Here is a 19,835-nt window from a genome sequence, read left to right on the forward strand (position 1 = left end):
GTCAAGGACTGACGAAGGTCAGCGGAATCTCCGTCGTCGACTTGATCTCCTCCATGGCGAACATGGAGGTGACATCCGCCAGCTCGATGCGCGCGATGATCTTTCGATAGAGCGCATCATAGCTGGCGATGTCGGCGACATAGGCCTTGAGCAGGTAGTCGATCTCGCCGCTCATGCGATAGACGTCGACGATCTCCGGAAGGTCGCGCACGGCACTGCTGAAGCGATCGAGCCATTCGACCGTGTGCTGGCTCGTCCGCACGGCGATGAACACCGTCACGCCGACATTGAGGGCCGCCTTGTCGAGCAGCGCCACGCGCCTGCGGACGATGCCCGCCTGTTCCAGCTTCTGCACGCGGCGCCAGCACGGCGTGGCCGAGATGCCGGCCTTCACCGCGAGGTCGGCCAGCGCGATCGTCGCATCGGTCTGCAGCGCCTTCAGGATCCTGAGGTCGATCTCGTCGAGCTTGAGCGGCGTCGGCGCGGTCACGGCATGAACTCCTTTGTGCGACGGCAACGACCTCCATCCTGAGTAGGAAAGACCACCCAAGAAGTCAAACATAGAAATACATTCTACCAAACCGGCAAAAATCGAAAGCCGCTTGCCATCGACGCGTCGACGTCCGGCGACAACGCAACCTGATTCCCACCGGCCGGGCCTACGCTGTTCTCATGCGTCGAGAGGCAGGCCGGACCATGAACCACACAGCTGTCACAGAAGCTTTCCAGTCCACCGCCCAGCGGAGCGGCCCGAGGCTGAAGACCCTGCCGGACTTCGGCGGATCACCGCAGGCGATGCTGGAGCATTTCACGGCGCATCCCGGGCTGATCTGCGATCTCGACCTGGAACGCCAACCCGGCACCTACGCCCGCAACCTGCTGTGGAGCGATGCCGGGACCAGCGTGTGGGCCATGGTATGGGACAGGGGCGCCCGGACCGCGATCCACGACCACCATTGCGCCTGCGCCTTCGGCCTGATCCGCGGCAACCTGACCGAGATCCGCTTCCGGGCCTTCGACGGGATCCGGGTGGCAAAGACCTGGGAAGCCATGCACCAGCCGGGCGACATCGCGAGCCTGGCGACGACGCACCCGAACATCCATCAGATGGTCAACGACAGCGACAGGGTCGCGATCTCGCTGCACATCTACGGCTACGACCCCCGGGTGCACGCCTCCTCCGTCGACCGGGAGTACCTGCTCGCACCGGCCTGAGGACCCCTCACGCCGCCGCGGCGACGGCGTTTCCCGGTTGGGGCCGACCGGAGTTTCCCCCTATCCTCTGCCGAAGGCGGCGCGACCCGCCACGACAAGGGAGGATCGGATGCTCGGCCGGATGCAGCAAGGCCCCCTGCTGGTCACCCACCTGCTCCGCTACGCCGAGCGTTTCCACCGCGCGGCGCGGATCACCACCCAGCGCCGCGACGGCAGCACCGCCGCCTTGTCCTACCCCGAACTCGCCGCCCGCACCGCCCGGCTGGCCCATGCCCTGGCGGCGCGCGGCATCGCCCGGGGCGAGCGCCTGGCCACTTTGGCCTGGAACGACCACCGCCATCTCGAGCTCTATTACGGCGTCGCCGGCATCGGCGCGGTCTGCCACACCGTCAACCCGCGGCTGTTCCCGGACCAGATCGCCTTCATCCTGAACGATGCCGGCGATACCCACCTGTTCCTCGACCCGATGTTCCTGCCCATCCTGTGCGCGATCGGCGACCGGGTGCCGGCGGCCCTGAAGACCCTGGTGCTGCTGGAGCCGCCGGCCGAGACGGTGCCCGCCACCCTTGCCGCCCGCTTCGAGGTGCTGGACTACGAGGCTCTGATCGCCGGGCACGCCGAGACCTTCGACTGGCCGGAATTCGACGAGAACACCGCCGCCTTCCTCTGCTACTCCTCCGGCACCACCGGCGACCCCAAGGGCGTGCTGTACTCCCACCGCTCCTGCGTGCTGCACGCCTATGGCGCGAACCAGCCGGACTCCTTCGGGCTGCGCTCGGTCGACACCGTCATGCCGGTCGTGCCGATGTTCCATGTCAACGCCTGGGGCATCCCCTTCGTGGCGCTGCTGGCCGGGGCGTCGCTGGTGCTGCCGGGACCGCGGCTGGACGGCGCCTCGCTGTTCCGGCTGATGGAGGAGACCGGGGTGACCCTGTCGGCCGGGGTGCCCACCATCTGGCTCGGCCTGCTCAACCACCTGCGCGAGACCGGCAGCCGCTTCGCCAAGCCGCCGCGCCTGCTGATCGGCGGGTCGGCCTGCCCGCTGCCGATCATCGAGACGCTGGAGCGCGACTACGGCGCCTGCGTCGACCACGCCTGGGGCATGACCGAGACCAGCCCGATCGGCCTCTACAACACGCCGAAGCGCGAGCAGGCCGGCTGGAGCGCGGCCGACCGGCTGAGGCTGAAGCGCAAGCAGGGCCGCCCGGTCGCCGGGGTGCAACTGCGCATCGTCGACGCCGAGGGGCGCGAGGTGGCGATGGACGGCGTCGCCTTCGGCGAGATCCTGGTGCGCGGCCCCTGGGTGGCCGCCGCCTATTTCGGCCATGACGACGACCCCGCCTTCACCGCCGACGGCTGGTTCCGCACCGGCGACGTCGCCACCATGGACGAGAGCGGCTATGTCGAGATCGTCGACCGGGCCAAGGACGTGATCAAGTCGGGCGGCGAATGGATCAGCTCGATCGCCCTGGAGAACATCGCCATCGGCCACCCCAAGCTGCGCGAGGCCGCGGTGATCGGCGCCCGCCACCCGAAATGGGACGAGCGCCCGGTGCTGGTCGCGGTCGCAGCCGAGGGCACCACCCCGACCAAGGCCGAGATCCTGGAATGGTTCGACGGCAAGGTCGCGAAATGGTGGCGGCCCGACGACGTCATCTTCGTCGACGAACTGCCCCACACCGCCACCGGCAAGCTCTTGAAGACCGAGCTGCGGAAACGGTATCGGGACCATCTCTCACCGTAGGTCGGCTCCCGCCTCTCACGGCCCCTCCCATTCTGTCAAGCCCGGCAATGACAGGGGACGTGATGCCGGCGTTGCCCCTCACCCCACCGCCCGTGCCAGTTCGCGCACTGCCTTCATTCGCCTGTCATGGAACCGGTGTAGAGCGGCCACATGATGAAGTTGAAGATCCGGCAACGGCCGTTCCCCGAGCTTTCTTACGCCAATCCAAGCCAACACGCGGTGCAGCGCTGGTTCATTCGGACGGTCGAGGGGCTGTCCGGGCGTGACAGGTTTGCAGCGCTTTACGATCATTGGCGCAAAGATATCGTGCCGACCGGCGATCGCGTGTTTTCCCGCATGCTCGAGCTGATCGATGTCAGCGTTCGGACCCCCGACCAATGGCCGCCACGTGATTTGCCGGACCGGCCGTTGGTCATCCTGGCCAACCATCCGTTCGGCATCGGCGATGGGATTGCCATTCTATCGCTGGCCGAACAATTGGACCGGCCATTCCGCGTCATGCTCGCGTCCGACCTGTTGAAGGTGCCGGAGATAGAAGCCTATTCGCTCTCGGTGGATTTTTCAGAAACCAAAGAGGCTGTCAAAAACAACCTCGCGATGCGCAATGAAGCGCTGCGCCTTCTGAAGCAGGGCGTGACGATCGTTGTGTTTCCTGCCGGCGGCGTCGCCACCGCACCGAATGTGTTCGGCGGGGCCCAGGACCTGCCGTGGAAGATCTTCGCTGCACGTCTTATTCAGGAAGCGAGGGCGGCAGTCGTTCCCGTGCATTTCTCGGGCCAGAACGGCCGCCTGTTTCATCTTGTCAGTCGAGCGATGAATTTGACCGAGCGCGACAATCGTCTTGCCAAGATCATCGGCAAGCTATCGCTGACGCTGCGGCTTTCGTTGCTGATACGCGAATTCACGCACCTGTCAGGCAAGTCGATCGAGACGCGGATAGGGCGTCTGCTCGACTGGGAAGAACTCGCGCCATTGCGTGACCGCAAGGCGCTGTTGCAGCGGTTGCATCGCGGCGTGTTTGAACTGTCGCCCGCCTTGCTCCCTCACCGTGAACCAGGCTCATGATTCACGGCGAGAGGGCCCGCATAGAACATCACCCCACCGCCCGCGCCAGTTCGCGCAGCGCCTCGGTGCCGGACAGCACCCGGGTGACCTCGTTGACCTGCGCCAGCCGGCCATCGCGCAGGATGCCGAACAGATAGACCTCGATCGCCGCCTGCCGGCCGTCGGCATGGGTGACCTCGACCACATGCCGGTCGGCGATGGCGTCGCCCTGGCGGACGGCGTCGAGCACGGTGACCGCGATCGACCGCACCGCCCCGGCGACGTGCCGGACATGGGCGTCGAAGCGGGCGCGGTCGCTGTGTTCGCCATCCGTCACCTGCTCGTAGTCGTCGGTGAAGAATTCCGGGATCCGGTCGGGGTCGGCGAACACGGCCTGCAGCATCCGGGCGATCCGCCGCTTCAGCTCCGCGCCGTCGCAGGGGGTGATGAACAGGGACATCCGATCTCTCTTTCCGCTGGGGATGGCCGGATGCTAGGACCATTCCAGTTGGCCCGCTGGCGCGGAAGGGCCATCGTTCGTTCCTATCGGGCCAAAGCGGAGGCCGCATGCCCGACCGTGACCTGCCCTTCGCCCCGCTGCGGCTGCAGCATGAGGACGGCCACCGCACACCCGCCCACGGCCATGACCGGGCGCAGGTGTTCCTGGTCGCCGCCGGCGCCCTGCTGCTGACCACGGCAAGCGGCACCTGGGCGATGCCCGCCGGGCATGTCGCCTGGATCCCGCCCGGCCTGCAGCATGAGGCGGTCAGCCACGGCCGCTTGAGGGCTCTCGGCGCCTACCTGCCGGCGTCACGCTGCGCCGGCCTGCCCGAGGCGCCGGCCCTGCTGCGCCGCACCGCCCTACTGGCGGCGGTGCTGGAGCGCCTGGGCGACGCCGCCGCCGACGCGCCGGTGGACCGGACCGAGCACCTGCTGGCAGTGCTGCTGGACGAGATCGCCACTACCGAGCAGGACGCGCTGGACCTGCCGCTGCCGCGCAGCCCGCGCCTGCTGAAGCTGGTCGCGGCCCTGATGGCGGACCCGGCCGAGCGGCGCGGCCTGGACGACCTGGCCCGAGACTTCGCGCTGTCGCGGCGCAGCCTGACCCGGCTGTTCCGGCAGGAGACCGGGCTGTCGCTCGGGCAATGGCGGCTGCGCCGGCGCGTCATCGCCGCCATCGCTCTGCTGGCCGAGGGGCAGAGCGTCACCGACATCGCCCTGACCCTGGGCCATGCGAGCGTCGGCGCCTTCAGCCAATCCTTCCGCAAGATCATCGGCGTGCCGCCGACGGCCTATCGGCCGGACGCAGCCCCCTCAGCCTGAGATCGGGTTCAGGCGCGCTCCACCCGGCAGAGCATGCAGCCCGGCTTCGCGGTGTGGATGTTCACGAATGCGGTGCGCGCATCATCGAGCGCACGCAGCAGCGCCTCGTCGATCTCGTTGCCGTCGGCGACATGGCCGAGATCGTAGATGCACTGGTCGTCGCGGTCGTAGGCGCGCACCGACACCAGCCGGTTGCGCACGATCGGCGCGACCTCGTTGATCGCCTCGAAAGGCCGGCACGGCTCGGCGTGGACGAAGATCGGGCTCGGGGTCCAGTAGATGCCCTGCGGCCGCGGCAGCCGGTACGAGCCGAGCAGCGATTCCTCGCCGGCCGCGGCATCGCGCAGGCAATGCCGGCACGGCGCGCCGTCGACGGTAAGCCGGCGCAGCTGGTTGCCATTGTCGTCCACGCCGGTGCGGCTCCAGCGCCCTCCCACCTCGGCGGGAATCGGGACGCAGCGGAAATCGGACATCTGATCCTCCTGGTCTGCAACCGGAAGATGGTCGTTGTCGCCGCCGGATGCGCTCCGTTTCTTGCGATGGGAATGCGATTGTCTGCCCCGTCACGCGGGATCAGCGTCCTACCCCAGCACGAGGTCGTCGCGATGGATCATCTCGTCGCGGCCGCGATAGCCGAGGATGGTCTCGATCTCGCGGCTCTTGTGGCCGCGGATGCGGCTGGCGTCGTCGGAATCATAGGCCGAGAGGCCGCGCGCCAGCACCCGGCCTTCGCCGTCCTTGACCGCAATGGCATCGCCGCGGCGGAAGCTGCCCTCGACCCCGGTCACCCCGGCCGGCAGCAGGCTGCGGCCGTCGGCCAGCGCCTTGGCGGCACCGGCGTCGATCACCACCGCGCCGACCGGCTTCAGCGACCCGGCAATCCAGCGCTTGCGCGCGGTGCGCGGCTCCGCCCCCGGCACGAACCAGGTGCAGGGCGCGCCGGATTCGATCCTGGCGAGCGGCGACGCCTCCTTGCCCATGGCGATCACCATGCGGCAGCCGGCGCCCATGGCGATGCGGGCGGCCACCAGCTTGGTCACCATGCCGCCGGAGGAATAGCCGGGCAGCGCCTCGCCGGCCATGCCCTCGATTTCCGGTGTCAGTTCGCGCACCTCGGGGATCAGGGTGGCCGACGGGTCGCGCTTGGGGTCGGCGGTGTAGAGCCCGTCGATGTCGGACAGCAGCACCAGCGTGTCGGCCGAGATCATCTGCGACACCCGCGCCGCCAGCCGGTCGTTGTCGCCGAAGCGGATCTCCGCCGTCGCCACCGTGTCGTTCTCGTTGATCACCGGCACCGCGCCGAGGCGCAGCAGCGTCTCGATCGTCGCCCGGCCGTTCAGGTGGCGGCGGCGGTCCTCGGTGTCCTGCAGCGTCAGCAGGATCTGCGCCACGGTGATGTCGTGCCGCGCCAGCGTCTCCTGATAGGCATGGGCCAGCCGGATCTGGCCGGTGGCGGCGGCCGCCTGCTTCTCCTCCAACCGCAGCGCCCTGCCCTTGAGGCCGAGATGCTCGCGCCCCGCCGCGATCGAGCCGGAGGAGACGATCACCACCTCCTGCCCCCGCGCCCGGCAGCGGGCGACGTCGTCGGCCAGCGCATCCAGCCAAGCGCGGCGTAACTGCCCCGTGCGTTGATCAACCAGCAGGGCGGACCCGACCTTGACGACGATGCGGCGGGCCTGGGCGAGGGAAGCGGTCATGGAGGCATTCGGCGGCGAGAAGGACGGGTCCTCTTCCTAGCCCGTCCGCCCTGCGACGCAAAGCCGTTCCGCGCCCCCTCCCGGCCTCGCGCCGCCGCGGATATGATCCGGGCGCGACGCGGACGGCCGGGGCCGGCCGGGGTTCAGGCGGAGACGACCCATGACCGAGGACGCGACCATCCTGCTGTTCTCCTACGGCACGCTGCAGCAGGAGAACGTCCAGCTGACGTCTTTCGGCCGCCGACTGGCGGGGACGCCGGACGCGATGCCGGGCTGGCGGCAGGGCGAGATCGAGATCACCGATCCCGAGGTGATCCGCACCAGCGGCAAGCGCTTCCACCCGATCGTCGAGCCCAGCGGGGACCCGGCGGACGAGGTGTCCGGGATGGCCTTCCGCATCACCGGCACCGAGCTCGCCGCCGCCGATGCCTATGAGGTGTCGGACTACAAACGGATCCTGGTCCGGCTGAAATCCGGCAGCGACGCCTGGGTCTACGTCAAAGGCTGAGCGGGACCTGATCCCTGGTCGGGTGTCACGCCGCTTCGGTGCGTCGGCGGGCGGCGGCCTCGCCCCCCACGATCAGCGGCTGCCGCCAGCTGCGGGGATGGTCGCCGAAGCCGGCGAACCGGCCCCATTCGCCGTCCGACGAGGTGTACGCAGCACCGCCCATGGCCGAGACCAGGGCGATGCCGCCGGCGACGTCCCAGACATTGGGGCTTTCGAACCGCGCCACCTCCAGCAGCCCGGCGGCGACGAAGGCGCATTCGATCGCGGCGGATCCGGTCTTGCGGACATCCCAGATCAGGTCGTGGTCGTGATCCAGGTTGGGTTCCCCCGCCAGGCGCCGGCGCACCGCCGGATTCGGCCCGACCTCCAGCGCCGCGCTGTCGAAGCTGAGCGGCCCGCCGCTGCAGGCATGGTAGATGCCCGACCGCAGCGCGTGGGTGGTCGAGCACCAGACCGCGCCGACGATCGGCCGCCCGCGGTGCAGCACGCCGATCGAAGCGGCGAACAGGGGCAGGCCGTTGATGAAGTTGGTGGTGCCGTCGATCGGATCGACCGCCCAGACCGGACAGTCCGCCGCCGCCGGCGCGTCCTCCATCTCCTCGCCGATGATGCCATGATCGGGGAACAGCTCGCCGAGGCGATGCCGGATCACCGATTCGACCTTGTGGTCGACCTCCGAGACCGGATCCCGCCAGGCCAGGTCGTGGCCGGGGTCGGCGCTGGTCTTGTAGCGGATGTTGAGGGTGCGGCCGAGGGCGCTGACGATCTCCGCCCCCGCCAGCCGGGCCAGTTCCACCGCGGTCTCTTCGAATTGCCGCAGCAGCGCCGCGGGCAGTTCGGGATTGTCCGTGTCGGTCATGCGTCCCTCGGGATCAGCACGGTCAGCGGCTTGGGCTCCAGCGAGACGATCAGTGTCGCCTCGCCGCCCTCGATCAGCGCGTCGTCGATGTGCAGGGGTTCGCCATGGGGATGGATCTCCACCCGCTGCGCCTTGATGCGCCGCAATGGCGACGGCGACGATTCGGGATCCTTGAGCCAGGCGAGCATGGCCCTGCGCTTGGCCACCGGAAGACAGGCCACGACCAGCGACGCATCTTCCCCATCGGCCTCGGGGGCCAGCCGCAGGTTCGGCCCGATCATCGGGATGTTCATGATCTCCAGCATCAGCGCCGGCTGCCGCAGCCGCCGGCCGTCGATGGTGACGCTGCAGCCTACCGGGCTGGAGTCGGCGACGATCCGGGCCAGATCCGCGCGCCGCCCTTCGGCCAGGTCGGTGCCATGCTCCTTGGCGCCGACGCTCTGCCGGATCGCGGTCGGGAAAGGGCCGGCGCCGACCGCCTCGACGAAGTTGCGGGCCCATTCCGGCCCCTTGACCAAGCCGATATGCAGTTTCGCCTTCCGGGCATCGGCCAGGCCCGCCACGAGGTGGTGCGGCGTATCGAGCAGGCCGAGCGACCGGGCGATGTTGTTCGAGCCGCCGGTGGGCAGGATGGCGATGGTGTGGGGTCGGCCGTGCAGCGCCAGCACGATCTCGGCGACGGCACCGTCGCCCCCCGCGATCACCACCAGTTTGTGCGGCGATTCGAGGGCCTGTTCGATCTTCTTGGTCTGGGTCGAGTAATGCGCCGGGGCGAAGCCGGACATCTCGAGCAGGCGGATCAGCCGGCCGGGCGACCAGTCGCCATCGCCTGCCTTGGGATTGTGAAACAACGAGACATCCATGCCCGGTTAATGAGCCGAAGGCCCCACCGGTTCCGTTCGCCCCGCTTCTGCTCGCCCCGCTTCGGCAGATTCAACCTCGGTTGCCGGCGGCCGGATCGCCGATTCCGGCGCCTCGCAATGCTCAGTCGGATTCCGGCGGCGCCCAGGGGTTGATGTCCTGCGGCGTGGACTCTTCCGGCGCCGGGGCCGGACGGCTGGCGACGATCCGGGTCCACAGCAGGCGCAGCACGGCATGGACGCCGCCGCCGGTGGCGCCCGACAGGGTCACCACCACGGCGCCGCGGCCGGCGGCCTTGGCCAGTGCCTTGCGGCGCTCGGCCACCGTCTCGTCGTCCAGCGCGTCGATCTTGTTCAGGCCGACGATCTCCGGCTTGCCGGCCAGGCCGCCGCCATAGGCCTCGAGCTCGCCGCGCACCACGCGGTAGGCCTCGGCCACGTCCTCGCTGGTGCCGTCGACCAGGTGCAGCAGCACGCCGCAGCGCTCGACATGGCCGAGGAAGCGGTCGCCCAGCCCGGCGCCCTCATGCGCACCCTCGATCAGGCCGGGGATGTCGGCCAGCACGAACTCGTGGTCGTCGGTGCGGACCACGCCGAGATTCGGGTGCAGCGTGGTGAAGGGATAGTCGGCGATCTTCGGCTTGGCGGCGCTGGTGGCGGCCAGGAAGGTCGACTTGCCGGCATTGGGCAGCCCGACCAGCCCGGCATCGGCGATCAGCTTCAGCCGCAGCCAGACCCAGCGCTCGCCACCCGGCCAGCCGGGATCGAAGCGGCGCGGGGCGCGGTTGGTCGAGGTCTTGAAATGGGCATTGCCGAAGCCGCCGTCGCCGCCCTTGAGCAGCAGCACCCGCTGGCCGACCTCGGTCAGGTCGGTCAGCACCGTCTCCTTGTCCTCGTCCAGCACCTGGGTGCCGACCGGCACGCGCAGCACGGCGTCGGCCCCGGCGGCGCCGAAGCGGTCGGAGCCCATGCCGTGATGACCGCGATCGGCCTTGAAATGCTGCTGGTAGCGATAGTCGATCAGGGTGTTCAGCCCATCCACCGCCTCGACCCAGACGTCGCCGCCGCGACCGCCGTCGCCGCCGCTGGGGCCGCCGAATTCGATGAACTTCTCACGCCGGAACGCGACGCAGCCATTCCCACCGTCGCCGCTCTTCAGGAAGATCTTGGCTTCGTCGAGAAACTTCATGACCGGACCGCTCTCACCCGCACGCTGCTGACCATCTCGAGTCCAGCGCCGGCCCCGCCGGGACCGCCGCCCTCTCTTGTCGCATCAAACGCGAAACGGGGGAATGGTCGCCCATTCCCCCGTCCCCCGAACCCATGCCTCAAGCCCCCGATGGGGGCGAGGCCTTACTCTGCGGCTTCCGCCTGCTCGGCGATCGTCACCGTCATGCGGCCACGGCTGAGCTTGAACTGCACCGTGCCGGGGACCAGCGCGAACAGCGTGTGATCCTTGCCGATGCCGACATTGACGCCCGGGTGAACCTTGGTGCCACGCTGGCGCATGATGATGTTGCCCGGAACGGCGGTCTGGCCGCCGAACAGCTTCACGCCGAGGCGCTGGCCAGCCGAATCACGACCGTTGCGCGACGAACCACCGGCTTTCTTATGTGCCATCTCTCGATCTCCTCTTTACGCGCCGGCGATGGCGGTGATCTTGAGCACCGTCAGGTCCTGACGATGACCCTTCTTCCGGCGATAATTCTGGCGGCGCTTCTTCTTGAAGATGATGATCTTCGGGCCGCGGGTCTGCTCGACCACCTCGGCGGTCACCGAAGCACCGGCGATGATCGGCGTGCCGATCTGGATGGCGGTCTCGCCACCGCCGAGCATCAGGACCTCGTCGAGGGTGATGGACGCACCCGGCTCGGCGTCGAGACGCTCCACCGTGACAAGCTGCTCGGGGGCGACCCGGTACTGTTTACCGCCGGTACGGATGACTGCGAACATGGTCAGGCTGCCGTGGACTGCGAGGAGCCCCCTCGCGGAGTGTCCTCAGGTGATCAAAAACGCGCACGGGCGCCAGCCGAAACGGTCGGCGGCACCCGTGTCCGTGAACGCGGCACTATAGTCAGGACCGTCCGCCTGTCAACGACGAATGGCCGGAAGCGCCCGCAGACCGCCCCAAATTCGCCCGCGCGCGACCCCGCGCCGGGCCCGCGATCCATGCTTGCATGGCCAGACGCTCTCGACTATGGTCCGCGCCGACCACGCGGAGGGGGTGCTTGCACCGCCCGCCGCGCCTCGCGGAGAGGTGCTAGAGTGGTTGAATAGGACGGTCTCGAAAACCGTTGTGTCTGCAAGGGCACCGTGGGTTCGAATCCCACCCTCTCCGCCACTTTCCTTCCAAGAGCAGATGACCCTGCGGCCTCCGGCACGGACCGCAGATCGGCGCACGGGCAAGCCCGCAACGTGCCCGCCCCGGTCAGGGCCTTTTGCGGCTGAGGAACAGCCCCATCTCCGTCTGCACGCCCAGCACTCCGCCGGCCTCCTCGAAGGCCCGGTCGATGGCCTCGCGGAAGGCCTCCTGCTGAGCCTCGCTGGCGGTCTCGCCCGGCGGAAAGGACGTCAGAGCCAGGAACACGTCCTCGGGATCGGTGATCCGGAGGCTCGCGGGATGGACGGCCCGGGCCACATTGCCGAACTGCGACCGCATCAATGGCTCGGCCCTGTCGAAGCCGAAGATCGCAGCCACCGGCTCGGACGGGGCGCCGCCGAACACGGTGGTCAGCGCGTAGAGCTCGCGCATGTTGCCGGCGCCGTTGGTGGTGACCGCCAGGACGCCCCCGGGCTTGAGCACGCGGGCCATCTCGGCGATGCCGGCGGCCGGGTCGGCCACGTGATACAGCATGTGCATCGCGACGACCGCGTCGAAGCTGCCGTCATCGAAGGGCAAGGCCGCAGCGTCCGCCTGCCGGCCCGCGACCGAGCCGAACGGCAGCGGCCGGCACCGGCCCGTCGCCTCCTCGACCATGCCCGGCGACTGGTCGGCCAACGTCAGGGCGAGCCGGTCCGGCAGCATGTCCGCCACCGAGGCCCAGAACCAGCCTGGGCCGCAGCCGATGTCGAGCACATGATCGCCGGCCTCGAGCGGCAATTGCCGCGCCACCCACGGGAACCAGGGGATCTCGGCCACCGTGTATTCCCGGTGCAGGCGCGCCCGCGCCGCGAGCTTCCGGCTGTCGCCGTACTGCCTGGCCATCCCCGTGGTCGCGGAGGACGCGCCGCCCTGGTCGTTGCCGCTCATGGAGCCTCGCTCAACCGTCATGGCCGAGCCTAGGCGCCGGCCGGATGGGTGGCAACCTCCCGGGATGACGGCGGACCGCCGTGCGTGACGCGCAGGGGGATTTTGTGATTCATGGGCCAGATCCAGGGCCAGGGAGCCCGGCGATGCCGCACAACGGGGAAGAGAAATGCTGGTCAATGCAGCGCTGATGGGCCTGGGCAACGTCAACCGGAACCTGCTGACGATTCTCGCGAACAAGGCCGACCGGCTGCAGCGAGACCACGGCATCGGCTTCCGCATCGTGCTGATCGCCGACAGCCGCGGCGTCGCGGTCGACCCGGCCGGCTTCGATCCCGCCGAGGTCGTCGCCCGCAAAGCAGCCGGCGCCACGACCAGGGACTTTGCCGGTTATCGTGGGGCGATCCCGGTCGAGAGCCTGCTGACCTCCGAAGGCATCGCCCTGGTGTTCGAGGCGTCGCCGGTCGATCTGCGGACCGGAGGCCCGGGGCTGGCGCTGACGCGGGCGGCGCTGCAGCAGGGCGTCTCCGTCGTGCTGGCCAACAAGGGCCCGGTGGTGCTGGCGTTTCGCGAGTTGCACGCCATGGCCGCACAAACCGGGGCGGGCCTGAAATACAGCGCGACGGTCTGCGGTGGGCTTCCCGTGCTGAACATCGGGCGGCGCGACATGATCGCGGGCGACATCCTGCGGCTGCGCGGCGTGTTCAATGCCACCAGCAATTTCATCCTCGATGAGATGGCCGCGGGCGTGTCCTATCATGAGGCGCTGGCCGAGGCCCAAAGGCGCGGCATCGCCGAGGCCGACCCATCCCTCGACGTCGACGGCTGGGACACCGCCAACAAGCTGCTGATCATCGTGAACAGCCTGCTCGGCGCCGACATCTCGCTGAGGGATATCGCGGTCACCGGCATCGCCGGGGTCACGCCGGAGATGATCGCGGCCGAGGCGGCGCGCGGGCATGTCATCAAGCTGGTCGCGAGCGCCGAGGCCGGGCGCTATGCCGTGGCGCCCATGGTGCTGCCGGACGCCGACTTCCTGGCCCAGTGCAAAGGCTGGGAGATGGGGGTCGAGATGCACACGGACATCTACGGCATCAACTATCACAAGCTGTGGGAGCGCGAGCCCACGCCGACGGCGGCCTCGATGCTGCGCGACGCGGTCCATATCTTCACCGCCCCGGGGAGGGCCTGACCGCCGCCGGCACCCCGGGTTCGCATTATGCGCAAAAGCAGATCAATCGGATCTGCACAATCTATTGGAGCGACGGGAATCGTCGTTCCATTGTCCATGGGATCACCCGCCCCACCCAGAAACCGACGATCGGCCGATGCCCCGGCAGCCGTCGACGGCCTTCGAGATATCGCGCCGGCCTCAATTCGGGCCATCGGCCCGGTTTCGACATTCCTGACGGGAGCCTGACCATGGATTATCGCAAGCTCGGCAACAGCGGCGCCGTCGTCTCGGCCTATTGCCTGGGAACCATGACCTTCGGGGCCGAGTCCGACGAGGCCACCTCGTTCGCCCTGATGGACGACTATGTCGAGGCCGGCGGCAATTTCATCGACACCGCCGACGTCTACAGCATCGGCGCATCCGAGGAGATCGTCGGCCGCTGGCTCAAGGCCAAGCCGGGCATCGCCAAGGACCTGGTGATCGCCACCAAGGGCCGCTTCCCGATGGGCGCCGGGCCCAACGATTTGGGCCTGTCGCGCAAGCATCTCGGGGCGGCGCTCGACGCCTCGCTTCGGCGCCTGGGCGTCGAGCAGGTCGACCTCTACCAGATGCACGCCTGGGACGCGCTGACGCCGCTGGAAGAGACGCTGCGCTTCCTCGACGATTCGGTCCGCAACGGCAAGATCGCCTATTACGGCTTCTCCAACTTCCTCGGCTGGCAGCTGACCAAGGCGGTGTGGCTGGCCAAGGCCAATGGCTACGCGCCGCCGGTAACGCTGCAGCCGCAGTACAATCTGCTGGTCCGCGACATCGAGCACGAGATCGTGCCGGCGGCGCTGGACGCCGGCATCGGGCTGCTGCCGTGGTCGCCGCTGGGCGGCGGATGGCTGTCGGGCAAGTACAAGCGCGACCAGAAGCCGACCGGCGCCACCCGCCTGGGCGAAAATCCCACGCGCGGCATGGAGGCGTTCGAGGCCCGCAACGCCCGGTCGATCACCTGGGACGTGATCGGCACGGTCGAGGACATCGCCAAGGCGCAGGGGGCGACCATGGCACAGGTCGCGCTGGCCTGGGTCGCGGCGCAACCGGCGGTCACCTCGGTCATCCTGGGCGCCCGGCGGCGGGACCAGCTGGCCGACAATCTCGGCGCGGCGAAGCTGGTGCTGAGCGACGAGGCCATCGCCACCCTCACCGCGGTGAGCAAGCCGGAGATGGCGGAGTATCCCTACGGCACCGGCGGCATCCGCCAGCGCAACCGCAGGATCGAGGGCGGCCGCTGAGCCCGGGGCCCCTGCCCTATTCTTAGCGCACCGGAATCCGGTGCGCGGAATCGCGGCTCACCCGATCAGGTCGGCTGTGATCTTTCGCAGCTCCTCGCGGGTGAGCCCGCAGGGCTCCGGTCGCCAATCGGGATCGGATCTGCGCGCCGGGTTCTGGTTGATCAGGTTGGCGGGCAGGCGCCGCTGCCCCGCAGTGTTCGGGTCTGAGATCATATGCATGGTCATTGTCCGTAGGCCGCGGCAGCAAAGCCGCGCGGCGTGATGGGGAATCGTCATCAGCAATGCGAACGACAGAGTCGCCGCGCGGATGACGGACGCGCCGCGTCAGACGCGGCGATCAAACTTCGAAGAGTGCGGAAACCTGGGCTCGGCGCTCGATCACGAGCATGGAGAGCTGGCCGAACGGATCTTGGTCGACCTCGCAGATATAGGAACGTCGGCCGGGAATTAAACCCCCGGGGACATATCGCGCGATCCGCTCGCCATCGCCGCCGGTGCGTCGAGTACGGCCGACAGTGCCCCTACGCCCTGCCCATCGGCCGGCCGCCATGCCAGCTGAGGTAGTCGAACTTCGACCGCAGCATCTCCATGTCGCGCTCGAATTCCGCCAGCGTGTAGCTGGTCTCCGGCATCTCTTCGCCCTCGGGCAGCAACGGCTGCTCGGGGTCGATCGCCACCAGCATGTTGGCGACGTCGCTGTGGGTGGACGGCTCGCTCGGCTCATAGGCCTCGCCCTCGTCGATGTGCAGTTCTGCCACCGCGCTCTTCAGCAGCCACAGCTGCCGGCCGACCGGCGCCTGCCCGTCCCGCCAGCGGGCCAGCCAGAGCTCGAGCTGCTTCATCGAGTAGCGCAGTTCGTCGTCGCGATCGTTGGGGGTCATGGCGGCGGTCCGGATGTGAGGTCCTTCCGAAATGGCACCACGGGACGGGCGCCGCAAGGGCGTGCCGGCCGGCGCCTCAATCCTGGAACTGCTTCCACAGCACCATGCGCTGCTTCAGGTCGATGGTCCGGCCGTCGACCGTGAAGGTGCCGTCGCCATTGTGGTGCAGCGTCCGCCGCTCCTTCCGCTCCGGATCGGTCCAGATCCGCACCGCCTGCAGCACGAACAGGTTGTAGCGGTCGGCCAGGGTGGTGTCGGCGACGCGGCATTCGATGTTGGCCAGGCATTCGGCGATCAGCGGTGCCCCGACCTCCTTCGCCGGCTTCGGCGTCAGCCGGAATTTGGCGAATTTGTCGACCTCCGCGCCGGAGCAGTTGCCGATGTCGACCACTTTGCGCGCGAGGTCGACCGTCGGGATCGCGATCACGCATTCGCCGGTCGCGCGCAGCGCCGCGTGGCTGTGGTCCCACGGGCCGATGACGCAGCCGATCAGCGGCGGGTCGTGCTGCACCACCATATGGAAGCCCATGGTCATGATGTTCGGCCGGCCGTCCTGCGCCGTCGTCACCAGCACGATCGGGCCGGCCTCGAGCAGGCGATAGGCCTTGGATGCGGGCATCTGCTTCATCGGTTCCTCGCGCGGTGGCCCTTCCTGCGCCGAGGATACCCGCAAGGGGCCGCCGATAGCACCCAAGCCCATCTTGACGCCCGCCAACGCGGGTCTCAGGCTTCTCACATTATTGGGGGGAGGATATTTTGAAGCGCATTGTCTCAATGGCCGTGCTTTGCAGCTCGATTCTCTTTGCCTCCATGCACGGCACCGCTGTGGCCGGCAATGCGGTTGGGCTTCAAATGCAGCTTTACGTGCTCGGCTTCGATCCAGGTAGAATCGACGGCGCCTTTGGCTCCAGCACGCGCCGCGCCCTCCGGGCTTACCAGAAGGATCGTGGCCTTCCCGTCACCGGCGAACGTGATCAGCCCACCATCGACAAGCTCGTAAGCTGGGAGCGTGCCGAAGCCCAGAAGCGCGATATCGAGATCACCGAGCCCATGAAGGACGGAGTCCAGGAAGCGATTGGGAAAGAGCTGATCGATCCCTATTCAGCCGTCTACGAGTACGAACGCGCATACCATTATCCCGACAAGTATGGAGCGACGGGGACTGCCATCTGCGGGACCGTGAACGCGAAGAATCGATATGGCGCATACGTTGGAAGGCAATACTTTATGGCAGCTCTACTCGCTATCGGAGACAAGTATATGGCCTTCCCTTTTATCGACAAGGATGACTACCCACTCGCGGAAAACTCTTGCGAGATGCGCCGATGGTATACCCCCAGCGACGACAAGAAATAGGCGCATGTTCACTTCAGGCCGGCGCCCCATATAGCGAGGCCTAGCAACATCATCTTAGATGGTGAGCCGGGGCACGGCCCGACCGCCGGACCATCGCGATCGGCCCGATCAGCGCCTATAACAGACTGGCCATCCGCGTCCGCGCCGAGGAGCCCCCGATGACCGACCATCCCCAGCCGATGATGAAGGCCGCCCGTGTCCATGCCTTCGGCCCGCCCGAGGCGATCCGGGTCGAGGACGTGCCCCGGCCCGTGCCCGGCGCCGGCGAGGTCCTGGTGCGGGTCCACGCGGCCGGCGTGGGCCCCTGGGACGGCTGGATCCGGGCCGGCAAGAGCGTGCTGCCGCAGCCCCTGCCCCTGACCCTCGGATCCGACCTCGCCGGCACGGTCGAGGCTGTCGGCCCCGGCATCGCCGGCTTCGCCGCGGGCGACGAGGTCTATGGCGTGACCAATCCGCGCTTCTGCGGCGCCTATGCCGAATTCGCGGCCGCCGAGGCCGGGATGATCGCCCGCAAGCCGCGCGGCCTGGGCTGGATCGAGGCGGCCTCGGTCCCGGTCGTCGCCGTCACCGCCTGGCAGGCGCTGGAGCAGGCCGGCCTCGCCGCAGGCAAGAGCGTGCTGATCCATGGCGGCGCCGGCGCGGTCGGCGCCTATGCGGTGCAGCTGGCGCGGCAGCCTGGCGTGCGGGTCGTCGCCACCGCGGGCGCCGGCGACCTCGACCATGTCCGGGCGCTGGGCGCCGACCAGGTCATCGACCACCGGGCCGAGCGCTTCGAGAAGGCGGCCGGGCCGGTCGACATCGTCATCGACACGGTCGGCGGCGACACGCTGGACCGGTCCTTCGCCGTGCTGAAGCCCGGCGGGGCGCTGGTCTCGATCGTGGCGCAGCCGGATGCCGACCGGGCCCGGCAGGCCGGAATCCGCGCAGACTTCATGCTGGTGCGGGTGAACACGGCGGATCTAGACCGCATCACCGGGCGGATCGAGGCCGGGCGCCTGCAGACCGCGGTGGGCCCGGTGCTGCCGCTGGCCGAGGCCCGCATTGCGCATGAGATGATGGAAGGCCTGCGGCCGCGGCCGCCGCGCAAGATCGTGCTGCGGGTCGGGGACTGAGGCCGGAATTCTCGCGGAGACGCGACGGTCGGCTGGAACCGCTGACCGCGAGGGTTACTCCTGTAGCGGTGCGCCACGGAATCTGACATCCGGGCGTAGCGCACCGCAGCGAGCTTCATCGCATCCACAGCGATGAGGTCCATCATGGAGTTCCGATCTGCTGCCCCGGCCGCCCAGAGTGTCGCCGCCCTGCGCGATTTCATCTGGCGGGCCCAGGGCACGGCCTTCGAACCCGGCCACGCCGACCACACCAAAGCCTGCGCCATCTGGAACGGCGCCGTCGAACACCATCCTGCGCTGGTGATCCCCTGCCGCAGCGCGGCGGAGGTGCAGCTGGCGCTGACCGGCGCCCAGGCCCATGGCGTCGCCATCTCCGTCCGCGGCGGCGGCCATGACTGGGCCGGCCGGGCCCTGCGCCACGGCGGCGCCGTGATCGACCTGTCGCCGATGCGCGGGGTGACCGTAGACGTGGCGGCGCGCACCGCCACGATCTCGGGCAGCGCCACCGGTGTCGAGGTGGCCGGGGCGGCGGCCCCGCACGGGCTGGCCCCGGTGATCGGAAATTGCGGCGCGGTCGGCGCCATCGGCCATCTGATCGGCGGCGGCTACGGCGCGCTGACCCCGGGCTTCGGGCTGGCGGCGGACAATCTGCTGGGCGCCGAGGTGGTGCTGGCCGACGGCAGAGTGGTGACGGCGGACCCGGCGCAGAACCCCGACCTGTTCTGGGCCTTGCGCGGCGGCGGCGGCAATTTCGGCGTGGTCACGTCCATCCGCATCCGGCTGCATCCGGTGCCGGAGATGCTGGCCGGGGTGATGCTGTTCCCCTGGGTGCAGGCCGAGGCCGTGCTGCGCGGCTGCGAAGCCCTGATGTCCACCGCGCCCGATGCGCTGAGCATCACGGCAGGCGTGTTCAGTGCCCCGGACGGAAGCCCGGTCGTTCTGCTGGCACCGGCGTGGAGCGGCGCCGCGGCGGAGGGGCAGAAGGCGATCGCCCGGCTGCGTGGGCTGGGCACCCCGATCCTGGACCAGATCGCGCCGATGACCTGCATCGACCAGGCCCATCTCCAGGACGCGTTCGTCGTCAACGGGCGCCACCACGCCATCGAAACGCGCTGGCTGCCGGACCTCTCTGCCGAGGCGATTGCGGCAATCATGGCCGCCGGGTCGAACGCCACCTCACCCTATTCGGGCATCGTGCTGCACCACTTCCATGGAGCCGGAACCCGGGTCGCGGCGGAGGCCACCGCCTTCGGGCTGCGCCGCCGGCATATCCTGGTCGAGATCGTCCCGGCTTGGGACCCCGGCGACGGCACCCGCCACCGGGCCTGGGCACGCGACCTGTCAGCCGCGCTGGCGCCTCACGCCCTGCCCGGCGGCTACGCCAACCTGCTGGGGCCGGATGCGCAGGACCAGATCGCTGAGGCCTATGGCCCGAACGCGGAGCGGCTGCGGCAGATCAAGCGGCGCTACGATCCCGACAATTTGTTCTCGTCGGCGATCGCGCTGCCGCGCTGACCTTGGGGCGGACAGTGGTG

22 protein-coding genes and 1 tRNA gene are annotated in these 19,835 nt (G+C 68.9%); 11 read left to right on the forward strand and 12 right to left on the reverse strand.

Annotated elements, in window-relative coordinates:
- Position 1 precedes the first annotated feature (1 nt).
- Positions 2–562 carry an Lrp/AsnC family transcriptional regulator gene (locus AB4112_RS26625; protein ID WP_441724019.1) on the reverse strand — a complete coding sequence of 187 codons (561 nt, stop codon included), beginning with the start codon at positions 560–562 and terminating at the stop codon, positions 2–4.
- Positions 563–696: 134 nt separating this feature from the next.
- Here AB4112_RS26625 and AB4112_RS26630 point away from each other — a divergent pair, with 134 nt between their 5' ends.
- The 3 genes from AB4112_RS26630 (at position 697) to AB4112_RS26640 (ending at position 4,024) form a co-directional block, all read left to right on the forward strand.
- Complete coding sequence (locus AB4112_RS26630; RefSeq protein WP_441724021.1) at positions 697–1,215, forward strand: cysteine dioxygenase; 519 nt, start codon at positions 697–699, stop codon at positions 1,213–1,215.
- Positions 1,216–1,336: 121 nt separating this feature from the next.
- The gene (locus AB4112_RS26635; protein WP_441724023.1) at positions 1,337–2,959 is read left to right on the forward strand and encodes a long-chain fatty acid--CoA ligase; all 1,623 of its coding nucleotides are present in this window, start codon (positions 1,337–1,339) and stop codon (positions 2,957–2,959) included.
- Positions 2,960–3,109: 150 nt separating this feature from the next.
- On the forward strand, positions 3,110–4,024 hold the full coding sequence (locus AB4112_RS26640; RefSeq protein WP_441724025.1) for a 1-acyl-sn-glycerol-3-phosphate acyltransferase: 915 nt from the start codon (positions 3,110–3,112) through the stop codon (positions 4,022–4,024).
- A gap of 28 nt (positions 4,025–4,052) precedes the next feature.
- Here AB4112_RS26640 and AB4112_RS26645 read toward each other — a convergent pair whose 3' ends face one another.
- Positions 4,053–4,463 (reverse strand): nuclear transport factor 2 family protein, encoded by a 411-nt coding sequence (locus AB4112_RS26645; protein WP_441724027.1) that lies wholly within the window; start codon positions 4,461–4,463, stop codon positions 4,053–4,055.
- Positions 4,464–4,570: 107 nt separating this feature from the next.
- Here AB4112_RS26645 and AB4112_RS26650 point away from each other — a divergent pair, with 107 nt between their 5' ends.
- A complete protein-coding gene (locus AB4112_RS26650) occupies positions 4,571–5,326 on the forward strand; it encodes an AraC family transcriptional regulator (RefSeq protein ID WP_441724029.1) in 756 nt (251 codons plus the stop codon).
- An 8-nt stretch (positions 5,327–5,334) separates the two neighbouring features.
- Here the strand turns inward: AB4112_RS26650 and AB4112_RS26655 are convergent, their stop codons facing one another.
- Positions 5,335–5,799, reverse strand: a complete 465-nt coding sequence (locus AB4112_RS26655; protein WP_309802119.1) for a DUF1203 domain-containing protein — start codon at positions 5,797–5,799, stop codon at positions 5,335–5,337.
- A 108-nt stretch (positions 5,800–5,907) separates the two neighbouring features.
- Entirely contained in the window at positions 5,908–7,023 is a 1,116-nt protein-coding gene (proB, locus tag AB4112_RS26660) for a glutamate 5-kinase (protein ID WP_441724031.1), read from the reverse strand.
- Positions 7,024–7,183: 160 nt separating this feature from the next.
- Between proB and AB4112_RS26665 the strand changes: the two genes are divergently transcribed.
- On the forward strand, positions 7,184–7,531 hold the full coding sequence (locus AB4112_RS26665) for a gamma-glutamylcyclotransferase family protein (protein WP_441724033.1): 348 nt from the start codon (positions 7,184–7,186) through the stop codon (positions 7,529–7,531).
- Between the two features lie 25 nt (positions 7,532–7,556).
- Here the strand turns inward: AB4112_RS26665 and AB4112_RS26670 are convergent, their stop codons facing one another.
- The 5 genes from AB4112_RS26670 to rplU all read right to left on the reverse strand — a co-directional run bounded on the left by AB4112_RS26670 (position 7,557) and on the right by rplU (position 11,203).
- Complete coding sequence (locus tag AB4112_RS26670) at positions 7,557–8,390, reverse strand: inositol monophosphatase family protein (RefSeq protein WP_441724035.1); 834 nt, start codon at positions 8,388–8,390, stop codon at positions 7,557–7,559.
- On the reverse strand, positions 8,387–9,241 hold the full coding sequence (locus AB4112_RS26675) for a diacylglycerol/lipid kinase family protein (RefSeq protein WP_441724037.1): 855 nt from the start codon (positions 9,239–9,241) through the stop codon (positions 8,387–8,389). Before AB4112_RS26675 ends, AB4112_RS26670 begins: the two co-directional genes overlap by 4 nt.
- A 133-nt stretch (positions 9,242–9,374) precedes the next feature.
- A complete protein-coding gene (gene obgE, locus AB4112_RS26680; protein ID WP_441724039.1) occupies positions 9,375–10,439 on the reverse strand; it encodes a GTPase ObgE in 1,065 nt (354 codons plus the stop codon).
- A gap of 164 nt (positions 10,440–10,603) precedes the next feature.
- Positions 10,604–10,870 (reverse strand): 50S ribosomal protein L27, encoded by a 267-nt coding sequence (gene rpmA / locus AB4112_RS26685; RefSeq protein WP_309802109.1) that lies wholly within the window; start codon positions 10,868–10,870, stop codon positions 10,604–10,606.
- A 15-nt stretch (positions 10,871–10,885) separates the two neighbouring features.
- A complete protein-coding gene (rplU, locus tag AB4112_RS26690; protein WP_309802108.1) occupies positions 10,886–11,203 on the reverse strand; it encodes a 50S ribosomal protein L21 in 318 nt (105 codons plus the stop codon).
- A 298-nt stretch (positions 11,204–11,501) separates the two neighbouring features.
- Between rplU and AB4112_RS26695 the strand changes: the two genes are divergently transcribed.
- Positions 11,502–11,591, forward strand: a tRNA-Ser gene (locus AB4112_RS26695).
- Between the two features lie 87 nt (positions 11,592–11,678).
- Here AB4112_RS26695 and AB4112_RS26700 read toward each other — a convergent pair.
- The gene (locus tag AB4112_RS26700) at positions 11,679–12,500 is read right to left on the reverse strand and encodes a class I SAM-dependent methyltransferase (RefSeq protein ID WP_441724041.1); all 822 of its coding nucleotides are present in this window, start codon (positions 12,498–12,500) and stop codon (positions 11,679–11,681) included.
- Between the two features lie 166 nt (positions 12,501–12,666).
- On the opposite strand from AB4112_RS26700, the gene AB4112_RS26705 reads away from it, so the two are divergent.
- Positions 12,667–13,689 (forward strand): homoserine dehydrogenase, encoded by a 1,023-nt coding sequence (locus AB4112_RS26705; protein WP_309802104.1) that lies wholly within the window; start codon positions 12,667–12,669, stop codon positions 13,687–13,689.
- A 230-nt stretch (positions 13,690–13,919) separates the two neighbouring features.
- A complete protein-coding gene (locus tag AB4112_RS26710; protein WP_441724043.1) occupies positions 13,920–14,951 on the forward strand; it encodes an aldo/keto reductase in 1,032 nt (343 codons plus the stop codon).
- Between the two features lie 521 nt (positions 14,952–15,472).
- On the opposite strand, the gene AB4112_RS26715 is transcribed toward AB4112_RS26710, so the two are convergent.
- Positions 15,473–15,832: a hypothetical protein gene (locus AB4112_RS26715; RefSeq protein ID WP_309802102.1), complete on the reverse strand. Its 360-nt coding sequence runs from the start codon at positions 15,830–15,832 to the stop codon at positions 15,473–15,475.
- Between the two features lie 76 nt (positions 15,833–15,908).
- On the reverse strand, positions 15,909–16,460 hold the full coding sequence (locus AB4112_RS26720) for a flavin reductase family protein (protein WP_441724045.1): 552 nt from the start codon (positions 16,458–16,460) through the stop codon (positions 15,909–15,911).
- A gap of 128 nt (positions 16,461–16,588) precedes the next feature.
- Here AB4112_RS26720 and AB4112_RS26725 point away from each other — a divergent pair, with 128 nt between their 5' ends.
- The 3 genes from AB4112_RS26725 to AB4112_RS26735 all read left to right on the forward strand — a co-directional run bounded on the left by AB4112_RS26725 (position 16,589) and on the right by AB4112_RS26735 (position 19,815).
- Positions 16,589–17,188, forward strand: a complete 600-nt coding sequence (locus AB4112_RS26725) for a peptidoglycan-binding domain-containing protein (RefSeq protein ID WP_441724047.1) — start codon at positions 16,589–16,591, stop codon at positions 17,186–17,188.
- Positions 17,189–17,346: 158 nt separating this feature from the next.
- On the forward strand, positions 17,347–18,300 hold the full coding sequence (locus tag AB4112_RS26730; RefSeq protein ID WP_441724049.1) for an NADP-dependent oxidoreductase: 954 nt from the start codon (positions 17,347–17,349) through the stop codon (positions 18,298–18,300).
- A 144-nt stretch (positions 18,301–18,444) separates the two neighbouring features.
- Positions 18,445–19,815 carry an FAD-binding oxidoreductase gene (locus tag AB4112_RS26735; protein WP_441724051.1) on the forward strand — a complete coding sequence of 457 codons (1,371 nt, stop codon included), beginning with the start codon at positions 18,445–18,447 and terminating at the stop codon, positions 19,813–19,815.
- The last annotated feature ends 20 nt before the right edge of the window (positions 19,816–19,835 follow it).

It is taken from the genome of Inquilinus sp. 2KB_23 (assembly GCF_052115705.1).
Classification (GTDB): domain Bacteria; phylum Pseudomonadota; class Alphaproteobacteria; order DSM-16000; family Inquilinaceae; genus Inquilinus; species Inquilinus ginsengisoli_A.

What these genes read in the sequence shown, in the direction of transcription:
- AB4112_RS26625 (WP_441724019.1), bottom strand. Translation starts at nt 562, where the DNA reads ATGTTTGACTTCTTGGGTGGTCTTTCCTACTCAGGATGGAGGTCGTTG.
- AB4112_RS26630 (WP_441724021.1), top strand. Translation starts at nt 697, where the DNA reads ATGAACCACACAGCTGTCACAGAAGCTTTCCAGTCCACCGCCCAGCGG.
- AB4112_RS26635 (WP_441724023.1), top strand. Translation starts at nt 1,337, where the DNA reads ATGCAGCAAGGCCCCCTGCTGGTCACCCACCTGCTCCGCTACGCCGAG.
- AB4112_RS26640 (WP_441724025.1), top strand. Translation starts at nt 3,110, where the DNA reads ATGATGAAGTTGAAGATCCGGCAACGGCCGTTCCCCGAGCTTTCTTAC.
- AB4112_RS26645 (WP_441724027.1), bottom strand. Translation starts at nt 4,463, where the DNA reads ATGTCCCTGTTCATCACCCCCTGCGACGGCGCGGAGCTGAAGCGGCGG.
- AB4112_RS26650 (WP_441724029.1), top strand. Translation starts at nt 4,571, where the DNA reads ATGCCCGACCGTGACCTGCCCTTCGCCCCGCTGCGGCTGCAGCATGAG.
- AB4112_RS26655 (WP_309802119.1), bottom strand. Translation starts at nt 5,799, where the DNA reads ATGTCCGATTTCCGCTGCGTCCCGATTCCCGCCGAGGTGGGAGGGCGC.
- proB (WP_441724031.1), bottom strand. Translation starts at nt 7,023, where the DNA reads ATGACCGCTTCCCTCGCCCAGGCCCGCCGCATCGTCGTCAAGGTCGGG.
- AB4112_RS26665 (WP_441724033.1), top strand. Translation starts at nt 7,184, where the DNA reads ATGACCGAGGACGCGACCATCCTGCTGTTCTCCTACGGCACGCTGCAG.
- AB4112_RS26670 (WP_441724035.1), bottom strand. Translation starts at nt 8,390, where the DNA reads ATGACCGACACGGACAATCCCGAACTGCCCGCGGCGCTGCTGCGGCAA.
- obgE (WP_441724039.1), bottom strand. Translation starts at nt 10,439, where the DNA reads ATGAAGTTTCTCGACGAAGCCAAGATCTTCCTGAAGAGCGGCGACGGT.
- rpmA (WP_309802109.1), bottom strand. Translation starts at nt 10,870, where the DNA reads ATGGCACATAAGAAAGCCGGTGGTTCGTCGCGCAACGGTCGTGATTCG.
- rplU (WP_309802108.1), bottom strand. Translation starts at nt 11,203, where the DNA reads ATGTTCGCAGTCATCCGTACCGGCGGTAAACAGTACCGGGTCGCCCCC.
- AB4112_RS26700 (WP_441724041.1), bottom strand. Translation starts at nt 12,500, where the DNA reads ATGAGCGGCAACGACCAGGGCGGCGCGTCCTCCGCGACCACGGGGATG.
- AB4112_RS26705 (WP_309802104.1), top strand. Translation starts at nt 12,667, where the DNA reads ATGCTGGTCAATGCAGCGCTGATGGGCCTGGGCAACGTCAACCGGAAC.
- AB4112_RS26710 (WP_441724043.1), top strand. Translation starts at nt 13,920, where the DNA reads ATGGATTATCGCAAGCTCGGCAACAGCGGCGCCGTCGTCTCGGCCTAT.
- AB4112_RS26715 (WP_309802102.1), bottom strand. Translation starts at nt 15,832, where the DNA reads ATGACCCCCAACGATCGCGACGACGAACTGCGCTACTCGATGAAGCAG.
- AB4112_RS26720 (WP_441724045.1), bottom strand. Translation starts at nt 16,460, where the DNA reads ATGAAGCAGATGCCCGCATCCAAGGCCTATCGCCTGCTCGAGGCCGGC.
- AB4112_RS26730 (WP_441724049.1), top strand. Translation starts at nt 17,347, where the DNA reads ATGACCGACCATCCCCAGCCGATGATGAAGGCCGCCCGTGTCCATGCC.
- AB4112_RS26735 (WP_441724051.1), top strand. Translation starts at nt 18,445, where the DNA reads ATGGAGTTCCGATCTGCTGCCCCGGCCGCCCAGAGTGTCGCCGCCCTG.